This window comes from Lentzea sp. NPDC092896 (assembly GCF_044754905.1).
Lineage (GTDB): Bacteria > Actinomycetota > Actinomycetes > Mycobacteriales > Pseudonocardiaceae > Lentzea.
Window position 1 is genome coordinate 483432 of sequence record NZ_JBIVPX010000002.1, and the last position, 21165, is coordinate 504596.

Here is a 21165-nt window from a genome sequence, read left to right on the forward strand (position 1 = left end):
TGTGGCACTCAGTTCCTGGTGTCGCGGAAGATGATCCAGCGCATCACGCTGTACATGAACGCGGCCTCGCACGCGCCGGCGACGATGCGGGACAGGTGGTACTGCAGGCCGATCTCGGTCAGCGCGCTGCCGACCCCGAGGATGAACGCCAAGTAGTTGATCAGGATCGCGACGGCGTAGAGCCCTGCCTGCGGGCCCACCGGCGCGTGCGAGCGGAAGTTCAGCGCTCGGTTGAGCACGAAGCTCAGCCCGAACGCGAGCACGTAGGCGATCGTGAACGCGATCGGCACCGGCAGGCCCAGGCCGCTGCGGAACAGCGTGAGCAGCAGCAGGTCGATGCCGAACGTGAACCCGTTGATCAGGGCGAACCCGAGGAAGCTCGGCGCGACGACGCGGGAGAGCCCGAACGGCAACCGCCTCACGACGACGTCCATCAGGTCGTGGAACCTCTTGCCGAGGTCTCGGTCGTTCAGGGTGGTGCCGGTCATGGTCACGACAGTGCCACGGCCGGGAGGGACGAAAGCGACGAAACGGCCCTTGATCGACAGGGCGTCCACAGGAGTTCAGCGGGTGTTCAGGTGGTTGAACCGCCGCCAACGCGTCGGGCTCATCCCGTGCACCTTGCCGAACGTCCGCGCGAAGTACCCGGCGTCCGGGATGCCCACCTGCCGCCCGATGTCGCCGACCGGCAGGTCCGTCCCGGCCAGCAGGCGCCGTGCCTGGACCATCCGGCGCTCGGTGATCCACTCCTGCACCGTGCGGCCGGTCCGCCTGCGCACGGTCGAGGTCAGGTGGCCGGGGGAGATGCTGACCGCGGCGGCGACCTCGCGCAGCGACAGCGGTTCCGGGTAGCGGCGCTCGATCACCTCGAACACCTCGGCCAGCAGCGGTTCGGCGTTCTCGCGCAGATCGCCGACGACGTCCGCGGCCAGCCTCGACACCCCGACCAGCAGCAGCGTCAGATGTGCTGACACGGCTTCCCGGTAGCCGTCGGGGCGTTGCACGAGTTCCGCGTGCAGTGCCTCCACGCGGGCAGTCCATTCCGTGCGGTGCTCGACGGGGACCTTGAGTCGCAACGCACCCGTCGCGCCGCCGTGGACGAACGGGAACAGCAGCGGGTGCGTGCGCCACGCGAGGTGCGCGCCGGGGGTGTCCGGGCCGAGCGCGTCGGCGGTGAAGAAGACGCCCCAGCCCCGTGCGCCGAGGAGGTCGTCGCTGCGGGCCTGGCTCATCACGTCGCCGGGCGCGATGACGAACAGGTCGCCCGCCTCGACCTGCCTGATCTGACGGCCGTGCCGCACCACGCCACCGGCCGTCTCGAAGTAAGCCAGGCCGGGGAAGTCGTGGGAGTGGGCCTCGTGCGAGCCGTCGAAGTCCGCGCCGTGCCCGAGCCGCACGGTCATGACCGGGAGATCGCCGGGAGCGGGCTGCCAGGAGTACTTCGCGGGCCCGTCGCCCTTCATCGGTGTTCGAATCGCGCGCACCGTCAAATCGTCCCACTCAAACCGTGGATCGGCACAGAAATCCTGTTCGGGCAGCGATCAGAATGAGGTCATGGCCGAAACATCGTCCCAGGAGCGGGACTACCTGCCTGGCATGGGCAAGCACTACCTGCTGCCGTTCTACGACGTTCTGCACCGGGTGTCCGGGCTGCACGCGATCCATCAGGAGATGGTCGAGGCGGCCGGTCTGAGCGCCGGGCAACGCGTGCTCGACGTCGGCTGCGGCACCGGGAACCTGTTGCGCTCCACTGGAAAACGTCATCGCGACGTCGAACTCGTCGGTGTGGACCCCGATCTGAAGATGCTGGCGCGGGCGGAGCGCAAGCTGCGGCGGGCCGGGCTGACGGCGAAGCTGGACCGGGGGTTCGCGCAGGAGCTGGCGTTCCCCGACGCCTCGTTCGACGTCGTCTTCTCCAGCCTGATGCTGCACCACCTCGACGAGCCCTCGAAGGGCGAGATGCTCGCCGAGGTGCGTCGGGTGCTGCGGCCGGGCGGCCTGCTCGTGCTCGCCGACATCGCGCACCACGGCCACGCGGCGAAGGGGATCGCCGACGCCGGGTTCACCGCGGAACCGACCAGGACGCGGAAGTTGCGGATGTTCGGGGAGATCGGAATCGAGGTCGCGAGAGTCCACTAGGGACAGGTCCATTGTCGACCGATTGAACGCGCATGATGTTTCTTTGCTGCCAACAGTTCCGATTGTTCACGAACTTGCCGGTTACCGTCGTGGGAGCGCGATCTCCCATCTAAGCTGCCCGCCGTGACAGATGCGACGGGAAGTCTGGTGGCGCAGCGCTACCGGCTCGTTCAGGTGATCGGCGTCGGCGGCATGGGCCGGGTGTGGCTCGGCCGGGACGAGGTCATCGGCCGTGAGGTGGCCATCAAGGAACTGCTGCTGCCGGTCGGGCTCGACCCCCAGCAGCGGGCGTTGCTGTGCCAGCGCGCGATGCGGGAGGCGCAGCTCGCCGGCCAGCTCAACCACCCCGGCATCGTCACCGTGCACGACGTCGTCGAGTACAACGGCACCCCGATGATCGTGATGGAGTTCGTCCGGGGCGGCTCGCTCTCCGACGCCGTCAAGGCCCAGGGCGCGCTGCCCCCGGACCAGGTCGCCTACATCGCGACGTCGATGCTGAGCGCGTTGCGAGTGGCGCACCAGGCCGGGATCGTGCACCGCGATCTCAAGCCCGCCAACGTGTTGCTGTCCGGCGACCGGGTCGTCATCACCGACTTCGGCATCGCGCGGCTCACCGGCGACGTCCCGCTGACCACCGACGGTTCGATCGTCGGCACGCCCGCGTACATGGCGCCCGAGCAGGGCACCGGCGCGCCGATCACGCCGGCGACCGACATGTGGTCGCTCGGCGCCACGCTGTACGCCGCCGTGGAGGGCAGGCCGCCGTACCAGGGCCAGGACTTCATGACGACCCTGTCGATGCTGCTCACCCAGGACCCGCCGCCCCCGCAACGCGCCGGGCACCTCGCGTCCCTGCTGGGCGGGCTGCTGCGCAAGAACCCCGCCGAACGCGCGTCGGTCGACCAGGCGCTGGCGATGCTCGCCGGCGCGCCCGTCGTGCTGCCGGTCGTGGCCAAGCAGGGCGTCAGCCGGCGCACGTTGCTGCTGGCGGGAGCCGGCGCGCTCGCGGTGGCCGGCGGCGGCACCGCGTGGTGGCTCAGCACCAGGAACAACGACGGCGAGGCGGCCGAACTGCCGTCCACCAAGGACAACAACAAGGCGGCCTCCAACAAGGAGGGCGGCTCCGAGCAGTCGACGACGTCCTCGAAGTCCCAGCCGGGACGCCCGGAGGAGTACACCGAGCACGTCCAGCTCGCCGACCACACGTACGCGATCGCGTCCATCGCCTGGAGCCCGGACGGCAAGTTCCTGGCCAGCGCCCAGGACGGCCTGGGCGACGGCGGTGACACCGTCCGGATCTGGGACACCACGACCAACAAGGTCGTCGGCACCGTCCAGCTCCCGGACGGTCCCGGCGGCGCGGCGGCCACCGCTGTCGCGATCAGCCCGGACGGCAAGATCCTCGCGGCGGGCGGCAACCGCACCGGCGACTTCACCACGTACCTGTGGAACCTCGCCGACCGCACCATGATCGGCGGCCTCGACGAGAGCCGTTCGATCATGAAGACCCTGCGCTTCCACCCGGACGGCAAGACCCTCGCCGGCGTCACCCACACCGGCCGCCTGCAGGTCTGGGACGTCGCGACGCGCAAGGTCAAGATCGGCCTGACCGAGGCCCAGGGCAGCAGCGAGCTCTCCTTCAGCCCGGACGGAAAACTCCTCGCCTACGCGGGCACCAAGTACCAGGAGATCAAGATCGTCGACCCGGCCACCGGCAAGACGGTCAAGACCATCAACGACTCGACCGGTGACGGAGGCACGTTCTCGCCCGACGGCAAGTCGCTCGCGGTCATCGACGGCGACGGCAAGAACGCGATGCAGCTCTGGGACGTCGAGTCGGGCCAGAGCAAGGCGGTGTTCCTGCGCGCGGACGACGGTCTGACGGTGTCGAGCGCGCTGTTCCACCCGGACGGCGACACGATCGCGGTCTGGGGGCAGGGCAACTTCGTCCAGCTGTGGGACGTGGAGACGAAGAAGATCCGCGCGACGGTGATCGGTGCGGCCGGGCAGATCCAGGCGGTGGCGTTCTCGCCGGACGGCAAGCGGATCGCGGCGGGCGGCGACGACAAGACCGTCAGGATCTGGAAGTTGTGAGTGCGCGGAGCGTGATGCGCTCGTCACAAGTGGTGCGACTGAACGAAACGCGCGGTTCCTAGCGTCGAGATCCATGACCCTTGACGAGGTTGTGGAGCCCGCGCCGGTTCGTGCGGCGTCCAAAGAGACGCTCGAGGACTACACCCTTCGGTTCGCACCCAGGACGTACCGGCGCTGGACGCCCGCCGTCGTCGGGGCGTCCGCGCTGGGCGGGATCGCCTACATGGCGGACTTCTCGATCGGCGCGGGCATCGGGCTCGCGCACGGCACCGGGAACGCGTTGCTGGCCATCGCGTTCGCCGCGATCGTCATCTTCGTGACGGGGTTCCCGCTGGCGTACTACGCGGCGCGGTACAACATCGACCTCGACCTGATCACCCGCGGATCCGGGTTCGGCTACTACGGCTCGGTCATCACGAGCGTGATCTTCGCGAGCTTCACGTTCATCTTCTTCGCGCTCGAAGGCTCGATCATGGCGCAGGGCCTGCGGTACGCGCTGGGGTTGCCGCTGTGGCTGGGGTATCTCGCGTCGACACTCGTGATCATCCCGCTGGTGATCTACGGGATGAAGGTGCTCGCGAAGCTGCAGAGCTGGACGAACCCGTTGTGGTTGCTGCTGATGGTGGCGCCGCTGCTCTACCTGGTGATCGCGGACCCGGACTCGGTCAGCCGCTGGCTCGCCTACGGGGACACCGGCGTGAACACCGCGGCGGTGATGCTCGGCGCGGGCGTGTGCCTGTCGTTGATGGGGCAGATCGGCGAGCAGATCGACTACCTGCGGTTCATGCCGCCTCGTACGGCGGAGAACCGGCGGGCGTGGTGGACGTCGATGATCATGGCCGGACCGGGCTGGGTGGTGTTCGGCGCGCTGAAGCAGGCGATCGGCGCGTTCATGGCCGTCTACGTGCTCGACGCGGTCGGCAAGGTCGCGGCGGTGGAGCCGATCGAGCAGTTCACCGGGGTGTTCAAGCAGTTCATGCCGGCGTGGCTGGTGGTGCCGCTGGCGCTGGTGCTCGTGGTGCTGAGCCAGGTGAAGATCAACGTCACCAACGCCTACTCGGGGTCGCTGGCGTGGACGAACTCCTTCACCCGCGTCACGAAGCACTACCCGGGGCGACTGGTGTTCGTGCTGGTCAACCTCGTGATCGCGCTGGTGCTGATGGAAGCGGACATGTTCAGCTTCCTCAACAACCTGCTGAGCTTCTACTCGAACTGCGCGATGGCGTGGGTCGTCACGGTCGCGGCGGACATCGCGATCAACAAGTACCTGCTCAAGCTCTCGCCCAAGCAGCCGGAGTTCCGCCGCGGCATGCTGTTCGCGGTCAACCCGGTGGGAGTCGGGTCGTTCCTCGCCTCGTCGATCTTCTCCATCTCGGTCTACTTCGGACTGTTCGGCCCGGCGATCCAGCCCTACTCGCCGCTGGTGGCGGTCGGGATCCCGATCGTGCTGACGCCGTTGCTCGCGGTGCTCACGCGCGGCCGGTTCTACCTGCGCCGCACCGACGACGGCATCGCGGAGCCGGTGCTCGACGAGGACGGCAACCCGAGCGGGACGCGGTACGAGTGCGTGGTGTGCACGGAGTCGTACGAGCGACCGGACATGACGGCCAGTGCTCTCGGTGGCGAGATCTGCTCGTTGTGCCTGAGCACCGACCGTGACGGCCGCCACGTGCTTCCTGCTTCCTGACCGGCGTGGCTCCACGGGCGAGGTCCGTTCCCATCGAGCAAACTGCACGTCATGCAGGAATGGGCCTTGCTCGCCGTCGCGGCCGTGCTGATCATCGTGGTGGTGTCGTACGCCGCGCCCAAACTGGGCGTGGCCGCACCCGTGCTGCTCGTGCTCGTCGGCATGGCGTGCAGTCAGGTGCCCGGAGCGCCGCACCTGGTCGTGGAGCCCGAGTGGATCCTGGTGATCGTGCTGCCGCCGATCCTGTACTCGGCGGCGGTGAACGTGCCGGTGGTCGACTTCAGACGCAACTTCGCGACCATCGGCGCGCTGTCGGTGCTGCTCGTGGTCGTGTCCGCGTTCGGAACCGGCCTGCTGATCTGGTGGCTGCTGCCCGAGATCGGCTTCGCGGCCGCGCTCGCGCTCGGCGCCGTGATCAGCCCGCCGGACGCGGTCGCCGCCACGTCGATCGGCAAGAAGCTCGGCCTGCCGCCCAGGCTCGTCACGATCCTCGAGGGCGAGGGCCTGGTCAACGACGCGACCGCGCTCGTGCTGCTGCGCACCGCGATCGTCGCGATCACGGCCAGCGTGTCGTTCGGCAGTGCGGTGGGCGACTTCGCGTACGCCGTGTCGGTGGGCGTGGTGATCGGCGCCGCGGTCGGCATCGTGTCGGTGTGGGCGCGGTCGAAGATCCAGGGCCAGCCGGTGCTCACGACCGCGATCTCGTACGTCGTCCCGTTCCTGGCGTTCATCCCGGCCGAGGAGGTGCACGCGTCCGGCGTGATCGCCGTGGTCGTGGCCGGCCTGATCACCGGTCACCAGAGCGCCAAGCGCTTCACCGCGCACGACCGCATCTCCGAGCGCACCAACTGGCGCACGATCCAGCTGATCCTGGAGAACGGCGTCTTCCTGCTGGTGGGCTTCGAACTCACGTCGGTCGTCGCCACCGTGGCGGACGACGGTCTGGCGCGGACGCTGGTGATCGGCGTGCTGGCCACCGTGGCGCTGGTACTGCTGCGCGTGGCCTTCACCATCCCGGTGATCGCTCTGCTGCGCCGCCAGCAACGCCGCGCGGACGCGTTCACCAGCAAGCTCGAGGCCTTCGCCGACCGGTTCGTCGCCCGCGGCCCCAAGCCCGGCGAGGAGAAGCGGTACGACCGCGGAATCCGGATGCTGCAACGCAAACAGGCCGACGTGGCCTTCTACGCCACCGAGGGCCTGAGCTGGCGGGGCGGCGCGGTGCTCGCCTGGTCGGGCATGCGCGGCGTGGTGACGGTGGCGGCCGCCCAGACCCTGCCGGAGGACCTGCCGTTCCGCAACGAACTCATCCTGATCGCCTTCACCGTCGCGATCCTCACCCTGGTCGTGCAGGGCGGCTCGCTGCCGCTGGTGATCAGGTGGCTGGGCATCCGCGGCAACGACGAGGACCACGAACGCCGCGAGTACGCCCGGCTGGCGGGCGAACTGGTGACGGCGAGCCGGACGTTGCTGGAGAGCTCGACGTTGTGCCGCGAGAACGGCGAGCCGTTCGACGAGCACCTGCTGGAACAGACGCTGGAACGCACCATCGCCATGAGCGAGGGCATCGAGAAGAAGTTCCTGGAGCAGGACCCGGACAAGTCGCTGCACCAGCGTTTCGAACTGCAGCGGATGATGACGGACGCGCAGCAGAACGCCCTGCTGGACGCGCGTGCCGGGGGAACCTACGCCTCGCACACGCTGGAACGCGCGCAGACCTTCGTGGACAGTCAGAGCACCCGGTTCATGTGACCCGGCGGCCGGCGCCGCCGGGCATCCGCGAGGGCAACGGCCTGCGCAGTCGCGGCTTGACGAAGGCAATGCCGGCCAGCGCGGCCGCGCGAACGAACAAGGTCCCTGCACGTGATCTCACGTCGCGGCAGCCCCAGCCGGTGTCACTGGAACAGGTTGCCGACCTTCGCCTCCACGTCCACCGTGTTGCGCGGCGAAGCCCCGAGCGTCAACCGGGACACGATCCGATACCGGTCCCCCCGGTAGATCGAATGCACGTACTCCACCTGCCGCCCTTCGGCATCGGTCGTCAACCGCTCGAACAACAACGCCGGTGCCAGCTCGGGAACTCCGAGCAGACCGGCCTCGGAATCGTTCACCACGGTCGGCTCGATCGACTGCACGGCCTCGGAAACGTGGACGCCGTGCTCGCGCAGCCGTTCGTAGAAGTCGCCGGACTCCATGTCGTGCAACGTCAACGAGGGTGCGACAAGCGCGGGCACGTGCAGGTACTCCAACGCCATCGGCTCGCCGTCGACCAGGCGCAGGCGGGCGATGTAGTGGATCTCGGCGGCGGGGGAGAGGTGCAGGCGGCGGCCCACTCGGGCGCCGGCCGGGATGCGGGCGTGTTCGAGCACCCTGGACGACCACGTGCCGCCTGCCTGGGGCAGGGACATGGATCCGGTGTCGGAGACCATCTCCTGGGTGATCTTGGCGCGCGCGACGAAGGTGCCTCGGCCGTGCTGGCGGACGAGCAGGCCGGTGTTGACCAGTTCCTCCACGGCCGAGCGGACGGTGGGGCGGGAGACCGAGAGCTGCTGGCACAGCACGCGTTCGGCGGGGATCGGGGCGCCCGCCGGGTGGGTCTCGATGAGTTCGAGCAGGTAGTCGCGGACCTGCTCACGCTTGAGGATTGCTTCGGCCATGCCCCTCCGCTCGGTCGGCGGCCAGTATGGCATACCACTGGTAAGTAACCAGTCGATTGAAGATCGAGAGCGCTCCCACGCATCCAACCAGGGGATTGACCTGAGAAGTGGTCTATGCCACTTTCTACCTCACCCGACCAGACCTGACCAATTGGTCACATCCCAGCGAGAGGTGAGTCGTGTCGCGCTCCGCTGCCTTGTTAGTCCTGGCGCTCACGTTGTCGGCCTGCGGTACGTCCGCGGGCGGCGGCGGTGGCAAGCAGGAGATCACCGTGTGGCTCATGAAGGACACGGCCACCGAGGAGTTCGTGTCGAAGTTCGAGAGCGAGTTCGAACGTGATCACGCCGACCTCGACCTGAAGATCCAGATTCAGGAGTGGAACGGCATCACGCAGAAGGTGACCAGTGCCCTGGCCAGCACTGATCCGCCGGACGTGATCGAGGTCGGCAACACCCAGGTCGCCCAGTACGTGGCCAGCAAGGGCGTCACGGACCTGTCCGCCAAGAAGAGCGAACTTCAGGGCGACGACTGGATTCCCGGCCTGAGCGAACCGGGTGCGGTGGACGGCAAGCAGTTCGGCGTGCCGTTCTACGCGGCCAACCGGGTCGTCATCTACCGCAAGGACCTGTTCGAGGCCGCCCAGGTCACGTCGCCGAAGACCCGCGAGGAATGGCTCACCGCCACCGCCAAGCTCGACCAGGGCGACCAGCAGGGGATCTACCTGCCCGGCCAGAACTGGTACACGCTGTCCGGGTTCGTCTGGGACGAGGGCGGTGACCTGGCCAAGCAGAGCGGCGACAAGTGGAGCGGCTCGCTGAACACGCCGCAGGCGTTGGCGGGCATGGACTTCTACAAGAAGCTCCAGGCGCTCGGCGACGGGCCCAAGGACTCCGACGAGGCCAAGCCGCAGCAGACGGACGTGGTCGCGGGTGGCAAGGTCGCGCAGTTCATCGCGGTGCCCGGTGCGGCGAAGCTCGTCACGAAGGCCAACCCGGAGCTGGAAGGCAAGATCGGTTTCTTCCCGATCCCCGGCAAGACCGCGGACAAGCCCGGCGCGGTGTTCACCGGCGGCTCCGACCTCATCGTCCCGCTCGCGTCGAGCAGGCAGGACGGCGCGTACGAGGTCGTGAAGGCGCTCGCCGGCGAGAAGTGGCAGGTGGAGCTCGCGAAGGCGATGAACTACGTGCCGAACCGCAAGTCGCTCGCGTCCTCGGTGGGCGGTGATCCCGGCACGGCGGCGATGGCGCAGGGCGCGGCCAACGGGCACGCCACCCCGAACTCGCCGAACTGGGCGGCGGTCGAGGCCCGCAACCCGATCAAGGAGTTCCAGACCGCGGTCCTGACCGGCGCCGATCCCGCGACGGCCGCCAAGTCCGCGGACGAAGTGATCACCCAAGCGCTCAACTCGGGCAAATGACGCTCCTGGCCGAAAGGCCGGTGCGGGAGACCGCACCGGCCGCCCCGAAGCGCCGCAAACGCCCGGTGCTGCCGTACCTGCTGATCGCGCCGACCCTGGTCACCACCGCGTACCTGCTGGTGTACCCGCTGGTCCGCAACGTGATCATCTCGCTGCAGGAGTTCGGGCTGCCGCAGCTCGTGCGCGGCGACGCGAAGTTCGTCGGACTGGCGAACTACGTGAAGGTGTTGTCCGATCCCGAGTTCTGGGGCGTGGTCAAGCGCACGCTCTGGTTCACCGCGATCAACGTCGTGCTCATCATGGTTCTGTCCACATTGGTCGCGTTGCTGCTCGTCAGGCTCGGGAAGTGGCTCCGGCTGCTGGTGATGGGCGGGCTCGTGCTCACCTGGGCGACGCCGATCATCGCGGCGACCACGGTGTTCCAGTGGCTCTTCCAGTCCAGGCTCGGCGTCGTGAACTGGGCGCTGGTCTCGCTGGGCTTCGAGGAGTACCGCGACTACACCTGGTTCGCGGACGGCGAGGCGACGTTCGGCATCCTCATCACGCTGATCGTGTGGCAGTCGATCCCGTTCGCCGCGCTGTCGCTGTACGCGGCGATGATCACCGTGCCGCAGGAGCTGTACGAGGCCGCGCGCATCGACGGCGCCGGTGCGTGGCGGGTGTTCTCGACCATCACGTTCCCCATGCTGCGTGCCATGTTCGGGCTGATCACGTGCCTGGAGGTGATCTGGGTCGTCAAGGCGTTCGTGCAGATCTGGGTGATCAGCCAGGGCGGTCCTGGCCGGGCCACCACGACGTTGCCGGTTTACGCCTTCCAGGTCGCGCAGTCGTTGCAGCGCTACGACCTCGGTGCGGCCGTGTCGATGCTGATGGTGGCGTTGCTCGTGGTCGCGCTGCTGGCGTACTTCCGCCAGCTCTACCGGCAGGAGCGAGACGCATGATCGGACGGATCTCCCGGACCACGGCGGCGTTGATCGTCTTCGTGATCTCGGTCTTCCCCGTGTACTGGATGGTGCTCACGGCCTTCAAGCCCACCAAGGACATCCAGAGCGCGACACCGACGTTCCTGCCGATCCCGGTCACGTTCGACCACTTCGGCACGGCGATCGCCGCGAAGGGGTTCTTCTCGTTCTGGCGCAACAGCCTTCTCGTGGCCGGCGGGGCCGTGGTGCTGGCGTTGCTGGTCGCCCTGCTCGCGGCGTTCGCGATCGCGCGACTGCAGTGGAAGGGGCGCCGGGCGTTCGTGCTGATGGTGTTCGTCGCGCAGATGACGCCGTGGGAGGCGCTGCTCATCCCGATCTACGTGATCGCCAGGGACACCGGCATGCTCGACACGCTATGGATCCTCACGCTGGTCTACTTCATGATGACGTTGCCGTTCACCATCGTGACGTTGCGCGGGTTCCTCGCGGCGATCCCGGTCGACCTGGAAGAGGCGGCGCAGGTCGACGGCTGCACGCGCGGGCAGGCGTTCCGCAAGGTCGTGTTCCCGTTGCTCGCACCAGGTCTGCTGGCGACGTCGCTGTTCGGGTTCATCACCGCGTGGAACGAGTTCGCCTTCGCCAACGTGCTGATCATCAAGGACCAGGACGACCGGACGCTGCCGGTCTGGCTGTCCTCGTTCAACAACACCTTCGGCACCGACTGGGGAGCCACGATGGCCGCGTCGACGCTGTTCATGCTGCCGGTGCTGCTGATCTTCGTCGTGCTGCAGGGCCGGGTGACCACCGGCATCGTCGGAGGGGCGGTGAAGGGGTGATCGTTCCACTCCCGACCAGGATCGTGCGCCGCGGCAAGGGGTTCACGCTGGACTGTGACACGAGTGTTCGCGTCACCCCGGGCGCCGAGCCCGTGGCGAGGCTCCTGCGCTCGCTCCTCAGACCCGCCACCGGACTCCCGTTGCCGATCGCGGACCACGGCCAGATCGTCGTCGCGCTGGACGCCAAGCTCGTCGGCCTCGGCGCGGAGGGCTACGCGCTGACCGTCAACGAACACGGCGTCCTGCTGCGCGCGGGCACCAGGGAAGGACTGACGCACGGAGTTCAGACGATCCGTCAGCTGCTGCCCGTCGAGGCCTTGAAACCGTCCCGGGTGTCCGAAGTGGACTGGACGCTGCCGGGTGTCGACATCCGCGACGTGCCCAGACTGCCGTGGCGCGGGTTCATGCTCGACGTCTCCAGGCACTTCCAGCCGGTGCCCGTGCTGCGCAGGTTCATCGACCTGATGGCCCTGCACAAGCTCAACGTCCTGCACCTGCACCTCACCGACGACCAGGGCTGGCGCATGCCGGTGCCCGCCCACCCGTTGCTGACCTCGGTCGGCGGCTGGCGCACCGAGACGAACGGTGACGGCGTCCCGCACGGCGGCACCTACACCCGTGCCGAGTTGGAAAGCCTCGTGGCGTTCGCCGCCGAACGGGGCGTCCGGGTCATGCCGGAGATCGAGATGCCCGGTCACGCCCGCGCGGCACTGGCCGCGTACCCCGACCTCGGCATCGCCCCGGAACCGCTGCCGGTCTGGACCCGTTGGGGCATCAGCGATGCCGCGTTCGGCCTGCACGCCATGGGCTTCGTCCGCGAGGTCCTGGCCGAGGTGCTGGAGGTGTTCCCCGGCGAGCACGTCCACCTCGGCGGCGACGAATGCCTGCTGCCCGAGGACGTGCACGGCCAGTTCCTCCGCCAGGCGAGCAGGTACCTGCTCGACCGCGGCCGGGTGCCGGCCGCCTGGGAACCGACCGGCGACCCGCGGTCCGTCGTCATGCCGTGGAAGGACGAAACCCAAGCGGCGAAGGCACTCGAGCGCGGCCAGCCGGTCGTGATGGCCCCGCACACCTCCACCTACCTCGACTACCCGCAGTCGGACGCGCCGCACGAACCACCCGGCCAGCCCGGGTTCGTCGTGACGGCACGGGACGTCTACCACGTGCCGCTGCCCGACGGCGTGCTCGGCGCGCAGTGCCAGCTGTGGACCGAGCACGTCCGCTCCCGTGACCACCTGGAATACCTGGCATTTCCCCGTCTTGCCGCGCTGGCCGACACCCTCTGGTCCCAGCGCCCCGAGTGGGAGGGCTTCACCACCAGGATGCGCCTCCACTCGTCAAGGCTCGCCGCCCTGTCCATCCCTGCCGAAATGAGGAGAGAACGTTGCGAGCACTCCTAGCCGCGTCCTGCGCGGCCCTGGCGGTGGCAGCACTGGCCGTGGCGCCCAGCGCGTTCGCCGCCGACGCGATCACCGCCCAGTACCGGACCAGCGCGTCCGGTGCGACGACCGACCAGGCCGAACCGTGGTTCAAACTGGTCAACTCGGGCACCACGAGCGTGCCGCTGTCCGACGTGAAGATCCGCTACTACTTCAAGAGCGACACCCCGGACGTCGGCTACCGGTTCGCCTGCTCGTGGGCCGTGCGCGGCTGCGGCAACGTCACCGGCCAGTTCGGCACCCTGACCGGCGGTCCTGCCGACCGCTACCTGGAGGTCGGCTTCACCTCCGGCGCCGGCACGCTGAACCCCGGCGCCGACTCCGGCGACCTGCAACTCCGCTTCTACCGCACCAACTGGGGCCCGATCGCCCAGTCCGACGACTACTCGTTCCGCGGCGAGAGCACCTACTCGGCGTGGAACAAGGTGACCGTCCACCGCGGCAGCACGCTGCTGTGGGGCACCCCGCCGGGCGGCAGCCCGCCCACCACCACGACGACCAGCTCCACGCCGCCGAACCCCAACGGCCCCAAGATGTTCGACGACTTCGCGTACAACAACTCGAGCGACTCGCGGATCAGCCAGCGCGGCTGGACCGTCCGCTCGGGCGGTGGCGGTCCTGGCGTCCCCGGCGCCGAGTGGGACGCGTCGCGCGTGACGTTCCCGACCGTCGACGGCCAGAAGGTCCTGCGCCTGGACTCGTGGAACAACGGCTCCGCCGCCAAGCAGACCGAGATGTTCCACCAGCGCAAGTTCTTCGAGGGCACCTACGCCTCGCGCGTGAAGTTCAGCGACGCGCCCGTGTTCGGCCCGGACGGTGACCACGTCGTGCAGACGTTCTTCACCATCACCCCGCTCGACGCGCCGATGGCCCCGAACTACGGCGAGATCGACTTCGAGTACCTGCCCAACGGCGGCTGGGGCGAACCGGCCAACGTCATGTACGAGACCACGTGGGAGACCTACCAGAACGAACCGTGGGTCGCCGACAACATCCACAACGAGCAGCGCGTCAGCTACAACGGCTGGCACGACCTCGTGTTCCAGGTGGCGAACGGCCGCGTGAAGTACTACATCGACGGCGTGCTGGTCGCCGACCACGGCGACAAGTACTACCCGGAGACGCCGATGTCGATCAACTTCAACCTGTGGTTCATCTCGGGAGGCCTGCAGGGCAGCAGCGCCGAGCGGGCCTACCAGCAGGAGGTCGACTACGTGTACTTCGCCAAGGACCAGGTGCTCAGCCCGGCCCAGGTGAAGACGGCGGTGCAGGACTACCGCACCGCGGGCGTCGCGCACGTCGACAACGTCTGATCGGCGTCTGATCAGGCCAGCAGTTTCTCCAGTGTGATCGGCAGATCGCGGACCCGGACACCCGTGGCGTGGTGGACGGCGTTCGCGATCGCGCCGGCCGCGCCCACGATGCCGAGCTCGCCGATCCCCTTCGCACCCAGGCCGCTGACCAGCGGGTCAGGGTGGTCGAGGAACCGGACGTCGATCCTGGGGACGTCCGCGTGCACCGGCACGAGGTAGGAGGCGAGGTTGGCGTTCGCGAAGCGGCCGGTCGCGTGGTCGATCTCGGTGGACTCCAGCAGTGCCTGGCCGATGGCCATCACCACGGCGCCCTGGATCTGACTGCGGGCCGCCTTGGCGTTGACGATCGTGCCCGCGTCGATCACCGACAGCCAGCGGGCCACGCGTGGTTCGCCGGTGAGCCGGTGCACGCGGACCTCGCAGAAGTGCGCGCCGAACGAGCGGTAGCCGTGTTCCGGGTCCACGAGCTGCGGTGAGGTGCCGACGGCCTCGACACCGCCGACGTCGCAGTGGGTGAGCAGGGTGCCGAAGCTCATCGTCAGGCCGCCGCCGGAGATGCTGCCGTCGCGGTAGGTGACTTCCCCGCCGTGGAACGGGGAACGCGGGTTCGTCGTGGCGAGCGAGATCAGCTCGGCACGTGCTTTCGCGGCGGCGTCCTGGACCGCGGGTCCGTTGCTGCACGTCGAGACCGAACCGCCGGCGTTGGCCGCGGCGGGGGACGACGAGTCGCCCAGTTCCGGGCGCACGCGGTCGATCGGGACGCCCATGGCGTCGGCGGCCAGGACGGCGAAGACGGTGTACTGGCCGGTGCCGAGGTCCGCGCCCGTCCCGGACACGGTGACGGTGCCGTCCGCGGCGAGCCTGACCTTCACCGACGCCTTGTCGCGCCAGGCCGCGTAGGTCGCGGTGCCCACGCCGGTGCCGACGAGCCAGTCGCCGTCCTGGGTCGCGCGCGGCTGTTTCGGGCGGTGTGCCCAGCCGAACTCCTCGGCGCCTCGCCGGTAACACTCGTCGAGGTGCTTGCTGGACCAGGGTTTCTTCGAGTTCGGGACGACGGACGCGTAGTTGCGCAGCCTGATCTCGAGCGGGTCGACGCCCAGCTGCCCGGCCAGTTCGTCGATCGCGCTCTCCAGGGCGAACGACCCGTTCGCCTCGGCCGGCGCGCGCATCACGGTGGCGGCGCCGAGGTTGAGCGGCACGACCTTCTTGGTGGTGCGGAGGTTCGGGCTGGCGTAGGTGGTCTGCACCCAGCCCGCCGGGCTCTCGGAGAAGGTGCCGGCCAGGCCGCGGCTCGACACGCTGTCGTTGGTGATCGACGTGAGCGTGCCGTCCTGCTCGCTCGTCAACGTGATCGTCTGCCGGGTGAGCGGCCGATGCCCGGCCACCGCGAACACCTGCTCGCGGGTGAGGACGGCCTTGACGGGGCGCCCGAGCGCTCTGGCCGCCGCGCACGCCAGCGGTACCTGCGCCCAGTTGCCCCACTTGCCGCCGAAGCCGCCGCCGACGTGCGGGCTGAGCACGTGGATCTTCGCCGGGTCGACGCCGAGCGTTTCGGACAGCCGCGTCTGCACGAGCAGGGCGCCTTGGGAGGTCGAGTAGACCGTGAGGTGGTCGCCGTTCCACGTCGCAACAGTGGCGTGCGGTTCCATCGCGCAGTGGTGTTGCACAGGTGACGTGTAGTCGGCCGTGAACGTCACCGGGCCTTCGGCTACCGCGCTCCGCACCTCTTCGACGTCCTCGAGCTTCTGCACGGTCCGGCCGGGGAACTCGGTGACGTGGGGGAGCTGCTGGTAGGTCGCTGTGACCAGGCCCGCCGCGTCCCGCGCCTGTTCCCACGACTCGGCGACGACGAACCCGACGGGCTGACCGAAGTACCGGATCTCCTTGTCCTGCAACGGGGGGAAGCGCTCGTCGTTCTGCTCCTGGACGTACGCGAAGAGCTTGAGCGGGGTGAACGGCGTGTACACCGCGAGCACGCCGGGGGCGCTGAGCGCGGCGGCGGTGTCCATCGCGGTGACCGAGCCCCTGGCGATCGTGCTGGTGACCAGGTAACCGTGGGCGACGCCCGGGATCTTCGTGTCGGCGGCGTAGGGTGCCGCGCCGGTGACCTTGATGCGGCCGTCGACGCGGTCGACCGGCTGCCCGATCATCGCACGCCTGCCGCGTCGAGCAGGGCGCGGACGATCGTGCGTTTGAGCAGGCTGGTCTTGAACGCGTTGTGCGCCAGTGGCCTCGCTCCGTCCACAGCGGACTCGGCGGCGTCGGCGAACGTGCGTTCCACGGCCACGGAGCCTTTCAGCGCGTCCTCGACGGCCCTGAGCCGCCACGGTTTCGTGCCCACGCCGCCCGCCGCGAGCCGCACGTCCTGGACGACACCGCGTTTGACGTCGATCGCCGCCGCGACGGACGTGAGCGCGAACTCGTAGGACTGCCGGTCGCGGATCTTGAGGTACGTGGCGTGCCGGGCCCACGAGAGCGTCGGCACGACCACCTCGGCGATCAGCTCACCGGGCGCGAGCACGTTCTCCCGGTCCGGTGTGCTCCCCGGCAGCAGGTAGAAGTCCTCCAGCGGCACCGTTCGCTCGCCGTCCCTGCTCCGCAGCACGACCTGCGCCTCCATCGCGACGAACGCCACCGCGACGTCGCTGGCGTGGGTGGCGACGCACGAGTCGCTGGTGCCGAGGATCGCGTGACCGCGGTTGACCCCGGTCAGCGCGGGGCAGCCGCTGCCCGGCCGCCTCTTGTTGCAGGCCGACGTCACGTCGCGGAAGTAGTCACAACGCGTGCGCTGCAACAGGTTTCCACCGATGCTGGCCATGTTCCGCAGCTGACCGGACGCGCTGAGCAGCAACGCGCGAGAGATCATCGGGTGCGTCGACGCGACCAGCGGGTGGTTCGCGACGTCGCTCATCCGCTCCAGCGCACCGATCCGCAGCCCGCCCCGCATCCGGATTCCCCTGAGCGGCAACCGGTTGACGTCGATCACCTGGTCCGGCGTCAGGACGTCGAGCTTCATCAGGTCGACCAGCGTGGTGCCACCGGCGAGGAACGCGGACCCCGGCCTGGCGAGCCTGAGGGCGTCGGTGACGGTCGACGGCGCGGAGTAGTCGAAGGCGTGCATCAGCTCTCCCTGGCCTGCTTGATCGCCTGGAGGATGTTCGGGTAGGCGCCGCACCGGCAGAGGTTGCCGGACATGGCCTCCCGGATCTGCTCGTCGGACCGCGTCTCGCGTTCCTCGACGACCTTGACGGCCGACATGATCTGCCCGGACGTGCAGAAGCCGCACTGGAAGCCGTCGTGGTCGATGAACGCCCGCTGCACCGGATGCAGCTCGTCGCCGTCCGCGAGCCCTTCGATGGTCGTGACCTCCTTGCCCTGCAAGGTGACCGCGAGCGTCAGGCACGACAGCACGCGCCGGTCGTCGACGTGGACCGTGCAGGCACCGCACTGGCCGCGGTCGCAGCCCTTCTTCGTGCCGGTCAGCCCGAGCCGCTCCCGCAGCGCGTCCAGCAACGTGACGCGCGGGTCGAGGGTCACCCGCCGCCGCTCGCCGTTGACCAGGAACGAGACCTCGGTTCCTCCGCCGTCCGGCGCCGCGACCGCCTCGAGAGCCGGACTGAGCGCGACGCCCGCGGAGACCGCCGCCGCCTGCCCGAAGAACTGCCGCCTGGTCGTCATGTGACCCCCCTGTGCTCGGGGCCACACAAGCAGTAAGGGTTCGGCTGGTCAATGAGGTGGGCGTGGTTCCGGTACAAGGTTCATCAGCGTGAACCGTCCGGCGGGTTTGCCGTGGTGCCGGGGAGGCCGATCCGCCGGGTGATCGCCGGCGGGTGGGCCGGCCTGGGGGAGGGGCGGCCTCGTGCTGCGGAAGATCCGGCTGTGGGAAGTGCTCGGGATGGTCCTGCTCGGCCTCGTCGTCGGCGGCGCCATGGGGGTGCTCGGCGTCGAGGCACCCTGGACGTACGTGGTGGGCGGGGCCCTCGTGGTCGTCGTGGTGCCCGTGCTGCTGCGCAGGCTGGCGCGGCGGTGATCAGGAGGCGGTCACGGTCTCGCAGGTGACCTTCTCGCCGGGCCTCCCGGTCACGGTCGCCAACTCCTTCATGCCGTCGAGCAGAATTCGGCACGACAACACCTGGTCGCCCCTGGGCGTGGCCGAGACCTGCGCCTTCTCGCCCGCGTTGACCACGACCTCGAACTTCCACGGCAGCGCCGTCGAGACGGTGGCGGACTGCGGTGTCTCCTTGCGGTAGCGGGTGGGCGACTGGGCGAACGTCACGTCGACGGCCGTCTCGGCGGGCTGGGACTCGACCTCGTACGTGATGGCCCACGCCTTGCCCACCAACGTGTTCCAGCCGCCGAAGTGGTTCACCAGGACCACGGTCCCGGTGCCGATCACGGTCAGCACGACGAGGACGATGAGCGTCGTCTTCATAGGACAGACGTTAGGGGTGAACAGCGTGCACCGGCATCGTTCGGTGGTGTGACTCGCGGGTCATTCCGGGGGACTACGCGCCGCGCTCCAGGTACTTCTTGATGCAGTGGACCACGCCCTGGCGGCTGGCGAACGCGTTGAAGTCGGCGAGCCGGTGGACCGAGAACCCCATCTCGCTCCACAGCCGCTCCATCTCGTCGTCGATCACGGCGAGGTCGGCGTTCTCACCGTGGCCGAACGTGGGCAGGTAGACGTTCCTGCCCACTTCCGCGCTGTTCTCGACGAGGCAGTTGTTCCAGGTGATGTGGTGCCAGGACCGCACTTCGACGGTCGTGTCGGCCACGGCGCCCGCCGCCGCGAACTCGGCGACCACCTCGCGCAGTTCGGCGCCGTCGGGGGTGTCGGCGAACGCGCGCAGGGCGGCGAACGTGAGTTGCTGGGAGATGTGCGGCCGGTGCACGAGCGGGTTGCGCACGACGTCGAAGCCGCGTGCCTCGAAGTCCGCCGCGATCTCGTCGTAGGCGTTCTGCAGGCCGTACGGAGACTTGGTGCCGAGGGCGGTGTCCGCGAGCGCGGGGCTGCCGACCAGTACGCGGAAGCGGCCGTCCACCTGTCCGACCAGCGTGACGAACATGTCGATGTGGAAGATCGGCTGGACGTCCCCGACGCCGCCGCCCGGGATGTCCAGGTGGTACTCACCGGCGTCGACCGTCGCGTAGTACGCCTTGAGCCCCAACGGGCGTTTCGTGCCGACCAGGACCAGTTCGCGGTCGCTGTCGACGTGCCTGCGGAACAGCTCCCGGACGAACTCCACGGCCGTCCGCCCCGCCGGCACCGAGATCGGCAGTTCACCGCTCTGGACGAGTTCCAGCGTGTCCAGGAAGTAGTCGGTGCCGAGCAGCCAGAAGTCGTCGCCGATCAGGCAGTTGCCGCCCTGGAACACCAGCGGTGCCTGGGTCGCCCGCACCGGGCCGAACTCCTCGACTGCGTCCGCGATCAGCGAGTCGCCGGAGCGGGGGAACGACCACGGTTCCAGCAGGTACGTTCCGGCCTCTCCCTGGTCGGTGAGGGCGAGGTAGCCGTCCTCCGCCCAGTCCGTGAAGTCGACGTAGTCGGGCATCGGCACGTACTGGGCGGTGTGCCCGGCCTCGGTGAACCAGCTCTCGACGGTCTGGCGGTCGCTTTCGTGGTGCACCACGACGAACCCGGTGCCCGGCCGCAGCGCGCCGATCACCGACCGGTAGCCGGCCGCCAGTTCCGGGGTGTGCACGCCGTAGGACGGGAACGCGAACAGCAGCCGGTCGATCGACCCCGACCACGAGGACACCAGGCTGGGGCGGGCGATGCCGGGCGTCGTCCGGAGCTGGTTCAGCACGCCGATGCGGGACGGGGCGAGCGACGGGACGCGATCGCCGTCCGTGCGGCGGTACGGAGGTGCGTCGGGAACGAGGAACCGGAAGGCGGCGTCGCCGTGCAGACCCATGCCGCCGATCCTAGTGACGGCGCGACGCCGGCGGGCTCACTTCAGCAGCAGGCGCACCGTGAGTTCGAGGCGGTTCGCGACGTCCGTCGCGGTGGCACGGCGGGTGACCCAGGCGACCAGGTTCGACAGCCACACGTCGCCGATGACGCGGGCGATGGCCTTCTGCTCCTCGGTCGGGGCGTCGTCGCTCATCGCCTTGGTGAACATGCTCTCCATGAGCAGCGAGACGCGGTCGATCTCGGCGCCCGCGGAGGCGTCGGCGAACGTGAACGCGCGCGTCATCGCCTCGGTGAGGTGCGGGTTGCGCTGCAGGCCCCTGGTTATGCGGCCGAGCACGAACAACACGCGCTCGTACGGGCTCTCGCCGGGGACGGTGGTGCGGTCCATCTTCTCCTGGGCGCGTTCCAGCTCCACCGCGAGGCTCGACACGAGCAGGTGGACCTTCGAGGGGAAGTAGCGGTACAACGTGCCCAGTGCGACGTCCGCGCGGTCGGCCACGGCGCGCATCTGGACGGCGTCGAACCCGCCCTTCGACGCCAGCGCGATGGTCGCGTCGACGATCCGCTTGCGACGCTCGCGCTGGGCGGCTGAGCTGAGCTCGTCGCCCGCCATGAGCGCGTCCGTGCGCGACTTCGAAGGTGACACGGAGATGATCCTCCTGGAACGTGTTGCAGCTGCCTTCGCATCATACTCGATCGGTTTCCCAGCCATGATCTGTTGCCGTAAATAGAACACGTTCTATAAACT

General features: G+C 68.9%; 19 protein-coding genes. 10 read left to right on the top strand and 9 right to left on the bottom strand.

The window, feature by feature from the left end:
* Positions 1-8: 8 nt before the first annotated feature.
* Positions 9-488 carry a GtrA family protein gene (locus tag ACIQF0_RS13450; RefSeq protein WP_401028763.1) on the bottom strand — a complete coding sequence of 160 codons (480 nt, stop codon included), beginning with the start codon at positions 486-488 and terminating at the stop codon, positions 9-11.
* A gap of 75 nt (positions 489-563) precedes the next feature.
* Entirely contained in the window at positions 564-1484 is a 921-nt protein-coding gene (locus ACIQF0_RS13455) for an AraC family transcriptional regulator (protein WP_401028766.1), read from the bottom strand.
* 70 nt (positions 1485-1554) lie between these two features.
* Here ACIQF0_RS13455 and ACIQF0_RS13460 point away from each other — a divergent pair, with 70 nt between their 5' ends.
* The 4 genes from ACIQF0_RS13460 to ACIQF0_RS13475 all read left to right on the top strand — a co-directional run bounded on the left by ACIQF0_RS13460 (position 1555) and on the right by ACIQF0_RS13475 (position 7669).
* On the top strand, positions 1555-2139 hold the full coding sequence (locus ACIQF0_RS13460) for a class I SAM-dependent methyltransferase (RefSeq protein ID WP_401028769.1): 585 nt from the start codon (positions 1555-1557) through the stop codon (positions 2137-2139).
* A gap of 123 nt (positions 2140-2262) precedes the next feature.
* Positions 2263-4233: a WD40 repeat domain-containing serine/threonine protein kinase gene (locus ACIQF0_RS13465; protein WP_401028772.1), complete on the top strand. Its 1971-nt coding sequence runs from the start codon at positions 2263-2265 to the stop codon at positions 4231-4233.
* A 73-nt stretch (positions 4234-4306) separates the two neighbouring features.
* Entirely contained in the window at positions 4307-5920 is a 1614-nt protein-coding gene (locus tag ACIQF0_RS13470; RefSeq protein ID WP_401028775.1) for a purine-cytosine permease family protein, read from the top strand.
* A gap of 51 nt (positions 5921-5971) precedes the next feature.
* Entirely contained in the window at positions 5972-7669 is a 1698-nt protein-coding gene (locus ACIQF0_RS13475) for a sodium:proton antiporter (protein ID WP_360039368.1), read from the top strand.
* A 143-nt stretch (positions 7670-7812) separates the two neighbouring features.
* Here the strand turns inward: ACIQF0_RS13475 and ACIQF0_RS13480 are convergent, their stop codons facing one another.
* Positions 7813-8574 (bottom strand): GntR family transcriptional regulator, encoded by a 762-nt coding sequence (locus ACIQF0_RS13480; RefSeq protein WP_401028779.1) that lies wholly within the window; start codon positions 8572-8574, stop codon positions 7813-7815.
* A gap of 179 nt (positions 8575-8753) precedes the next feature.
* Here ACIQF0_RS13480 and ACIQF0_RS13485 point away from each other — a divergent pair, with 179 nt between their 5' ends.
* From ACIQF0_RS13485 to ACIQF0_RS13505, 5 genes are read left to right on the top strand one after another with little or no spacing between them, the layout of a single operon-like run.
* On the top strand, positions 8754-9992 hold the full coding sequence (locus ACIQF0_RS13485) for an extracellular solute-binding protein (protein ID WP_401028782.1): 1239 nt from the start codon (positions 8754-8756) through the stop codon (positions 9990-9992).
* Positions 9989-10933 carry a sugar ABC transporter permease gene (locus ACIQF0_RS13490; RefSeq protein ID WP_360039360.1) on the top strand — a complete coding sequence of 315 codons (945 nt, stop codon included), beginning with the start codon at positions 9989-9991 and terminating at the stop codon, positions 10931-10933. The genes ACIQF0_RS13485 and ACIQF0_RS13490 overlap by 4 nt, the downstream gene beginning before the upstream one ends.
* Positions 10930-11751 carry a carbohydrate ABC transporter permease gene (locus ACIQF0_RS13495; RefSeq protein ID WP_360039357.1) on the top strand — a complete coding sequence of 274 codons (822 nt, stop codon included), beginning with the start codon at positions 10930-10932 and terminating at the stop codon, positions 11749-11751. The genes ACIQF0_RS13490 and ACIQF0_RS13495 overlap by 4 nt, the downstream gene beginning before the upstream one ends.
* Positions 11748-13151 carry a beta-N-acetylhexosaminidase gene (locus ACIQF0_RS13500; protein WP_401028787.1) on the top strand — a complete coding sequence of 468 codons (1404 nt, stop codon included), beginning with the start codon at positions 11748-11750 and terminating at the stop codon, positions 13149-13151. The genes ACIQF0_RS13495 and ACIQF0_RS13500 overlap by 4 nt, the downstream gene beginning before the upstream one ends.
* Positions 13136-14503, top strand: coding sequence for a cellulose binding domain-containing protein (locus ACIQF0_RS13505; protein ID WP_401028790.1), 1368 nt, complete (start codon positions 13136-13138; stop codon positions 14501-14503). Before ACIQF0_RS13500 ends, ACIQF0_RS13505 begins: the two co-directional genes overlap by 16 nt.
* 11 nt (positions 14504-14514) lie before the next feature.
* Here ACIQF0_RS13505 and ACIQF0_RS13510 read toward each other — a convergent pair whose 3' ends face one another.
* The 3 genes from ACIQF0_RS13510 to ACIQF0_RS13520 are packed head-to-tail and all read right to left on the bottom strand — an operon-like array spanning position 14515 to position 18181.
* Positions 14515-16653: a xanthine dehydrogenase family protein molybdopterin-binding subunit gene (locus tag ACIQF0_RS13510; protein WP_401028793.1), complete on the bottom strand. Its 2139-nt coding sequence runs from the start codon at positions 16651-16653 to the stop codon at positions 14515-14517.
* Complete coding sequence (locus ACIQF0_RS13515; protein WP_401028796.1) at positions 16650-17624, bottom strand: FAD binding domain-containing protein; 975 nt, start codon at positions 17622-17624, stop codon at positions 16650-16652. Before ACIQF0_RS13515 ends, ACIQF0_RS13510 begins: the two co-directional genes overlap by 4 nt.
* On the bottom strand, positions 17624-18181 hold the full coding sequence (locus tag ACIQF0_RS13520) for a (2Fe-2S)-binding protein (protein WP_401028799.1): 558 nt from the start codon (positions 18179-18181) through the stop codon (positions 17624-17626). The genes ACIQF0_RS13515 and ACIQF0_RS13520 overlap by 1 nt, the downstream gene beginning before the upstream one ends.
* 181 nt (positions 18182-18362) lie before the next feature.
* On the opposite strand from ACIQF0_RS13520, the gene ACIQF0_RS13525 reads away from it, so the two are divergent.
* On the top strand, positions 18363-18533 hold the full coding sequence (locus tag ACIQF0_RS13525; protein WP_401028801.1) for a hypothetical protein: 171 nt from the start codon (positions 18363-18365) through the stop codon (positions 18531-18533).
* Here ACIQF0_RS13525 and ACIQF0_RS13530 read toward each other — a convergent pair whose 3' ends face one another.
* From ACIQF0_RS13530 to kstR, 3 genes are all read right to left on the bottom strand, one after another.
* On the bottom strand, positions 18534-18935 hold the full coding sequence (locus ACIQF0_RS13530) for a hypothetical protein (protein WP_360039336.1): 402 nt from the start codon (positions 18933-18935) through the stop codon (positions 18534-18536). It abuts the gene before it with no gap.
* Between the two features lie 73 nt (positions 18936-19008).
* Positions 19009-20418: a hypothetical protein gene (locus tag ACIQF0_RS13535; protein WP_401028804.1), complete on the bottom strand. Its 1410-nt coding sequence runs from the start codon at positions 20416-20418 to the stop codon at positions 19009-19011.
* Between the two features lie 36 nt (positions 20419-20454).
* Positions 20455-21030, bottom strand: coding sequence for a cholesterol catabolism transcriptional regulator KstR (gene kstR, locus ACIQF0_RS13540; protein ID WP_245821835.1), 576 nt, complete (start codon positions 21028-21030; stop codon positions 20455-20457).
* Between the last annotated feature and the right edge of the window lie 135 nt (positions 21031-21165).

Coding starts and splice junctions, on each gene's coding strand:
- ACIQF0_RS13450 (WP_401028763.1), bottom strand. CDS start 488: ATGACCGGCACCACCCTGAACGACCGAGACCTCGGCAAGAGGTTCCAC.
- ACIQF0_RS13530 (WP_360039336.1), bottom strand. CDS start 18,935: ATGAAGACGACGCTCATCGTCCTCGTCGTGCTGACCGTGATCGGCACC.
- ACIQF0_RS13480 (WP_401028779.1), bottom strand. CDS start 8,574: ATGGCCGAAGCAATCCTCAAGCGTGAGCAGGTCCGCGACTACCTGCTC.
- ACIQF0_RS13495 (WP_360039357.1), top strand. CDS start 10,930: ATGATCGGACGGATCTCCCGGACCACGGCGGCGTTGATCGTCTTCGTG.
- ACIQF0_RS13475 (WP_360039368.1), top strand. CDS start 5,972: ATGCAGGAATGGGCCTTGCTCGCCGTCGCGGCCGTGCTGATCATCGTG.
- kstR (WP_245821835.1), bottom strand. CDS start 21,030: ATGGCGGGCGACGAGCTCAGCTCAGCCGCCCAGCGCGAGCGTCGCAAG.
- ACIQF0_RS13515 (WP_401028796.1), bottom strand. CDS start 17,624: ATGCACGCCTTCGACTACTCCGCGCCGTCGACCGTCACCGACGCCCTC.
- ACIQF0_RS13510 (WP_401028793.1), bottom strand. CDS start 16,653: ATGATCGGGCAGCCGGTCGACCGCGTCGACGGCCGCATCAAGGTCACC.
- ACIQF0_RS13460 (WP_401028769.1), top strand. CDS start 1,555: ATGGCCGAAACATCGTCCCAGGAGCGGGACTACCTGCCTGGCATGGGC.
- ACIQF0_RS13535 (WP_401028804.1), bottom strand. CDS start 20,418: ATGGGTCTGCACGGCGACGCCGCCTTCCGGTTCCTCGTTCCCGACGCA.
- ACIQF0_RS13490 (WP_360039360.1), top strand. CDS start 9,989: ATGACGCTCCTGGCCGAAAGGCCGGTGCGGGAGACCGCACCGGCCGCC.
- ACIQF0_RS13520 (WP_401028799.1), bottom strand. CDS start 18,181: ATGACGACCAGGCGGCAGTTCTTCGGGCAGGCGGCGGCGGTCTCCGCG.
- ACIQF0_RS13470 (WP_401028775.1), top strand. CDS start 4,307: ATGACCCTTGACGAGGTTGTGGAGCCCGCGCCGGTTCGTGCGGCGTCC.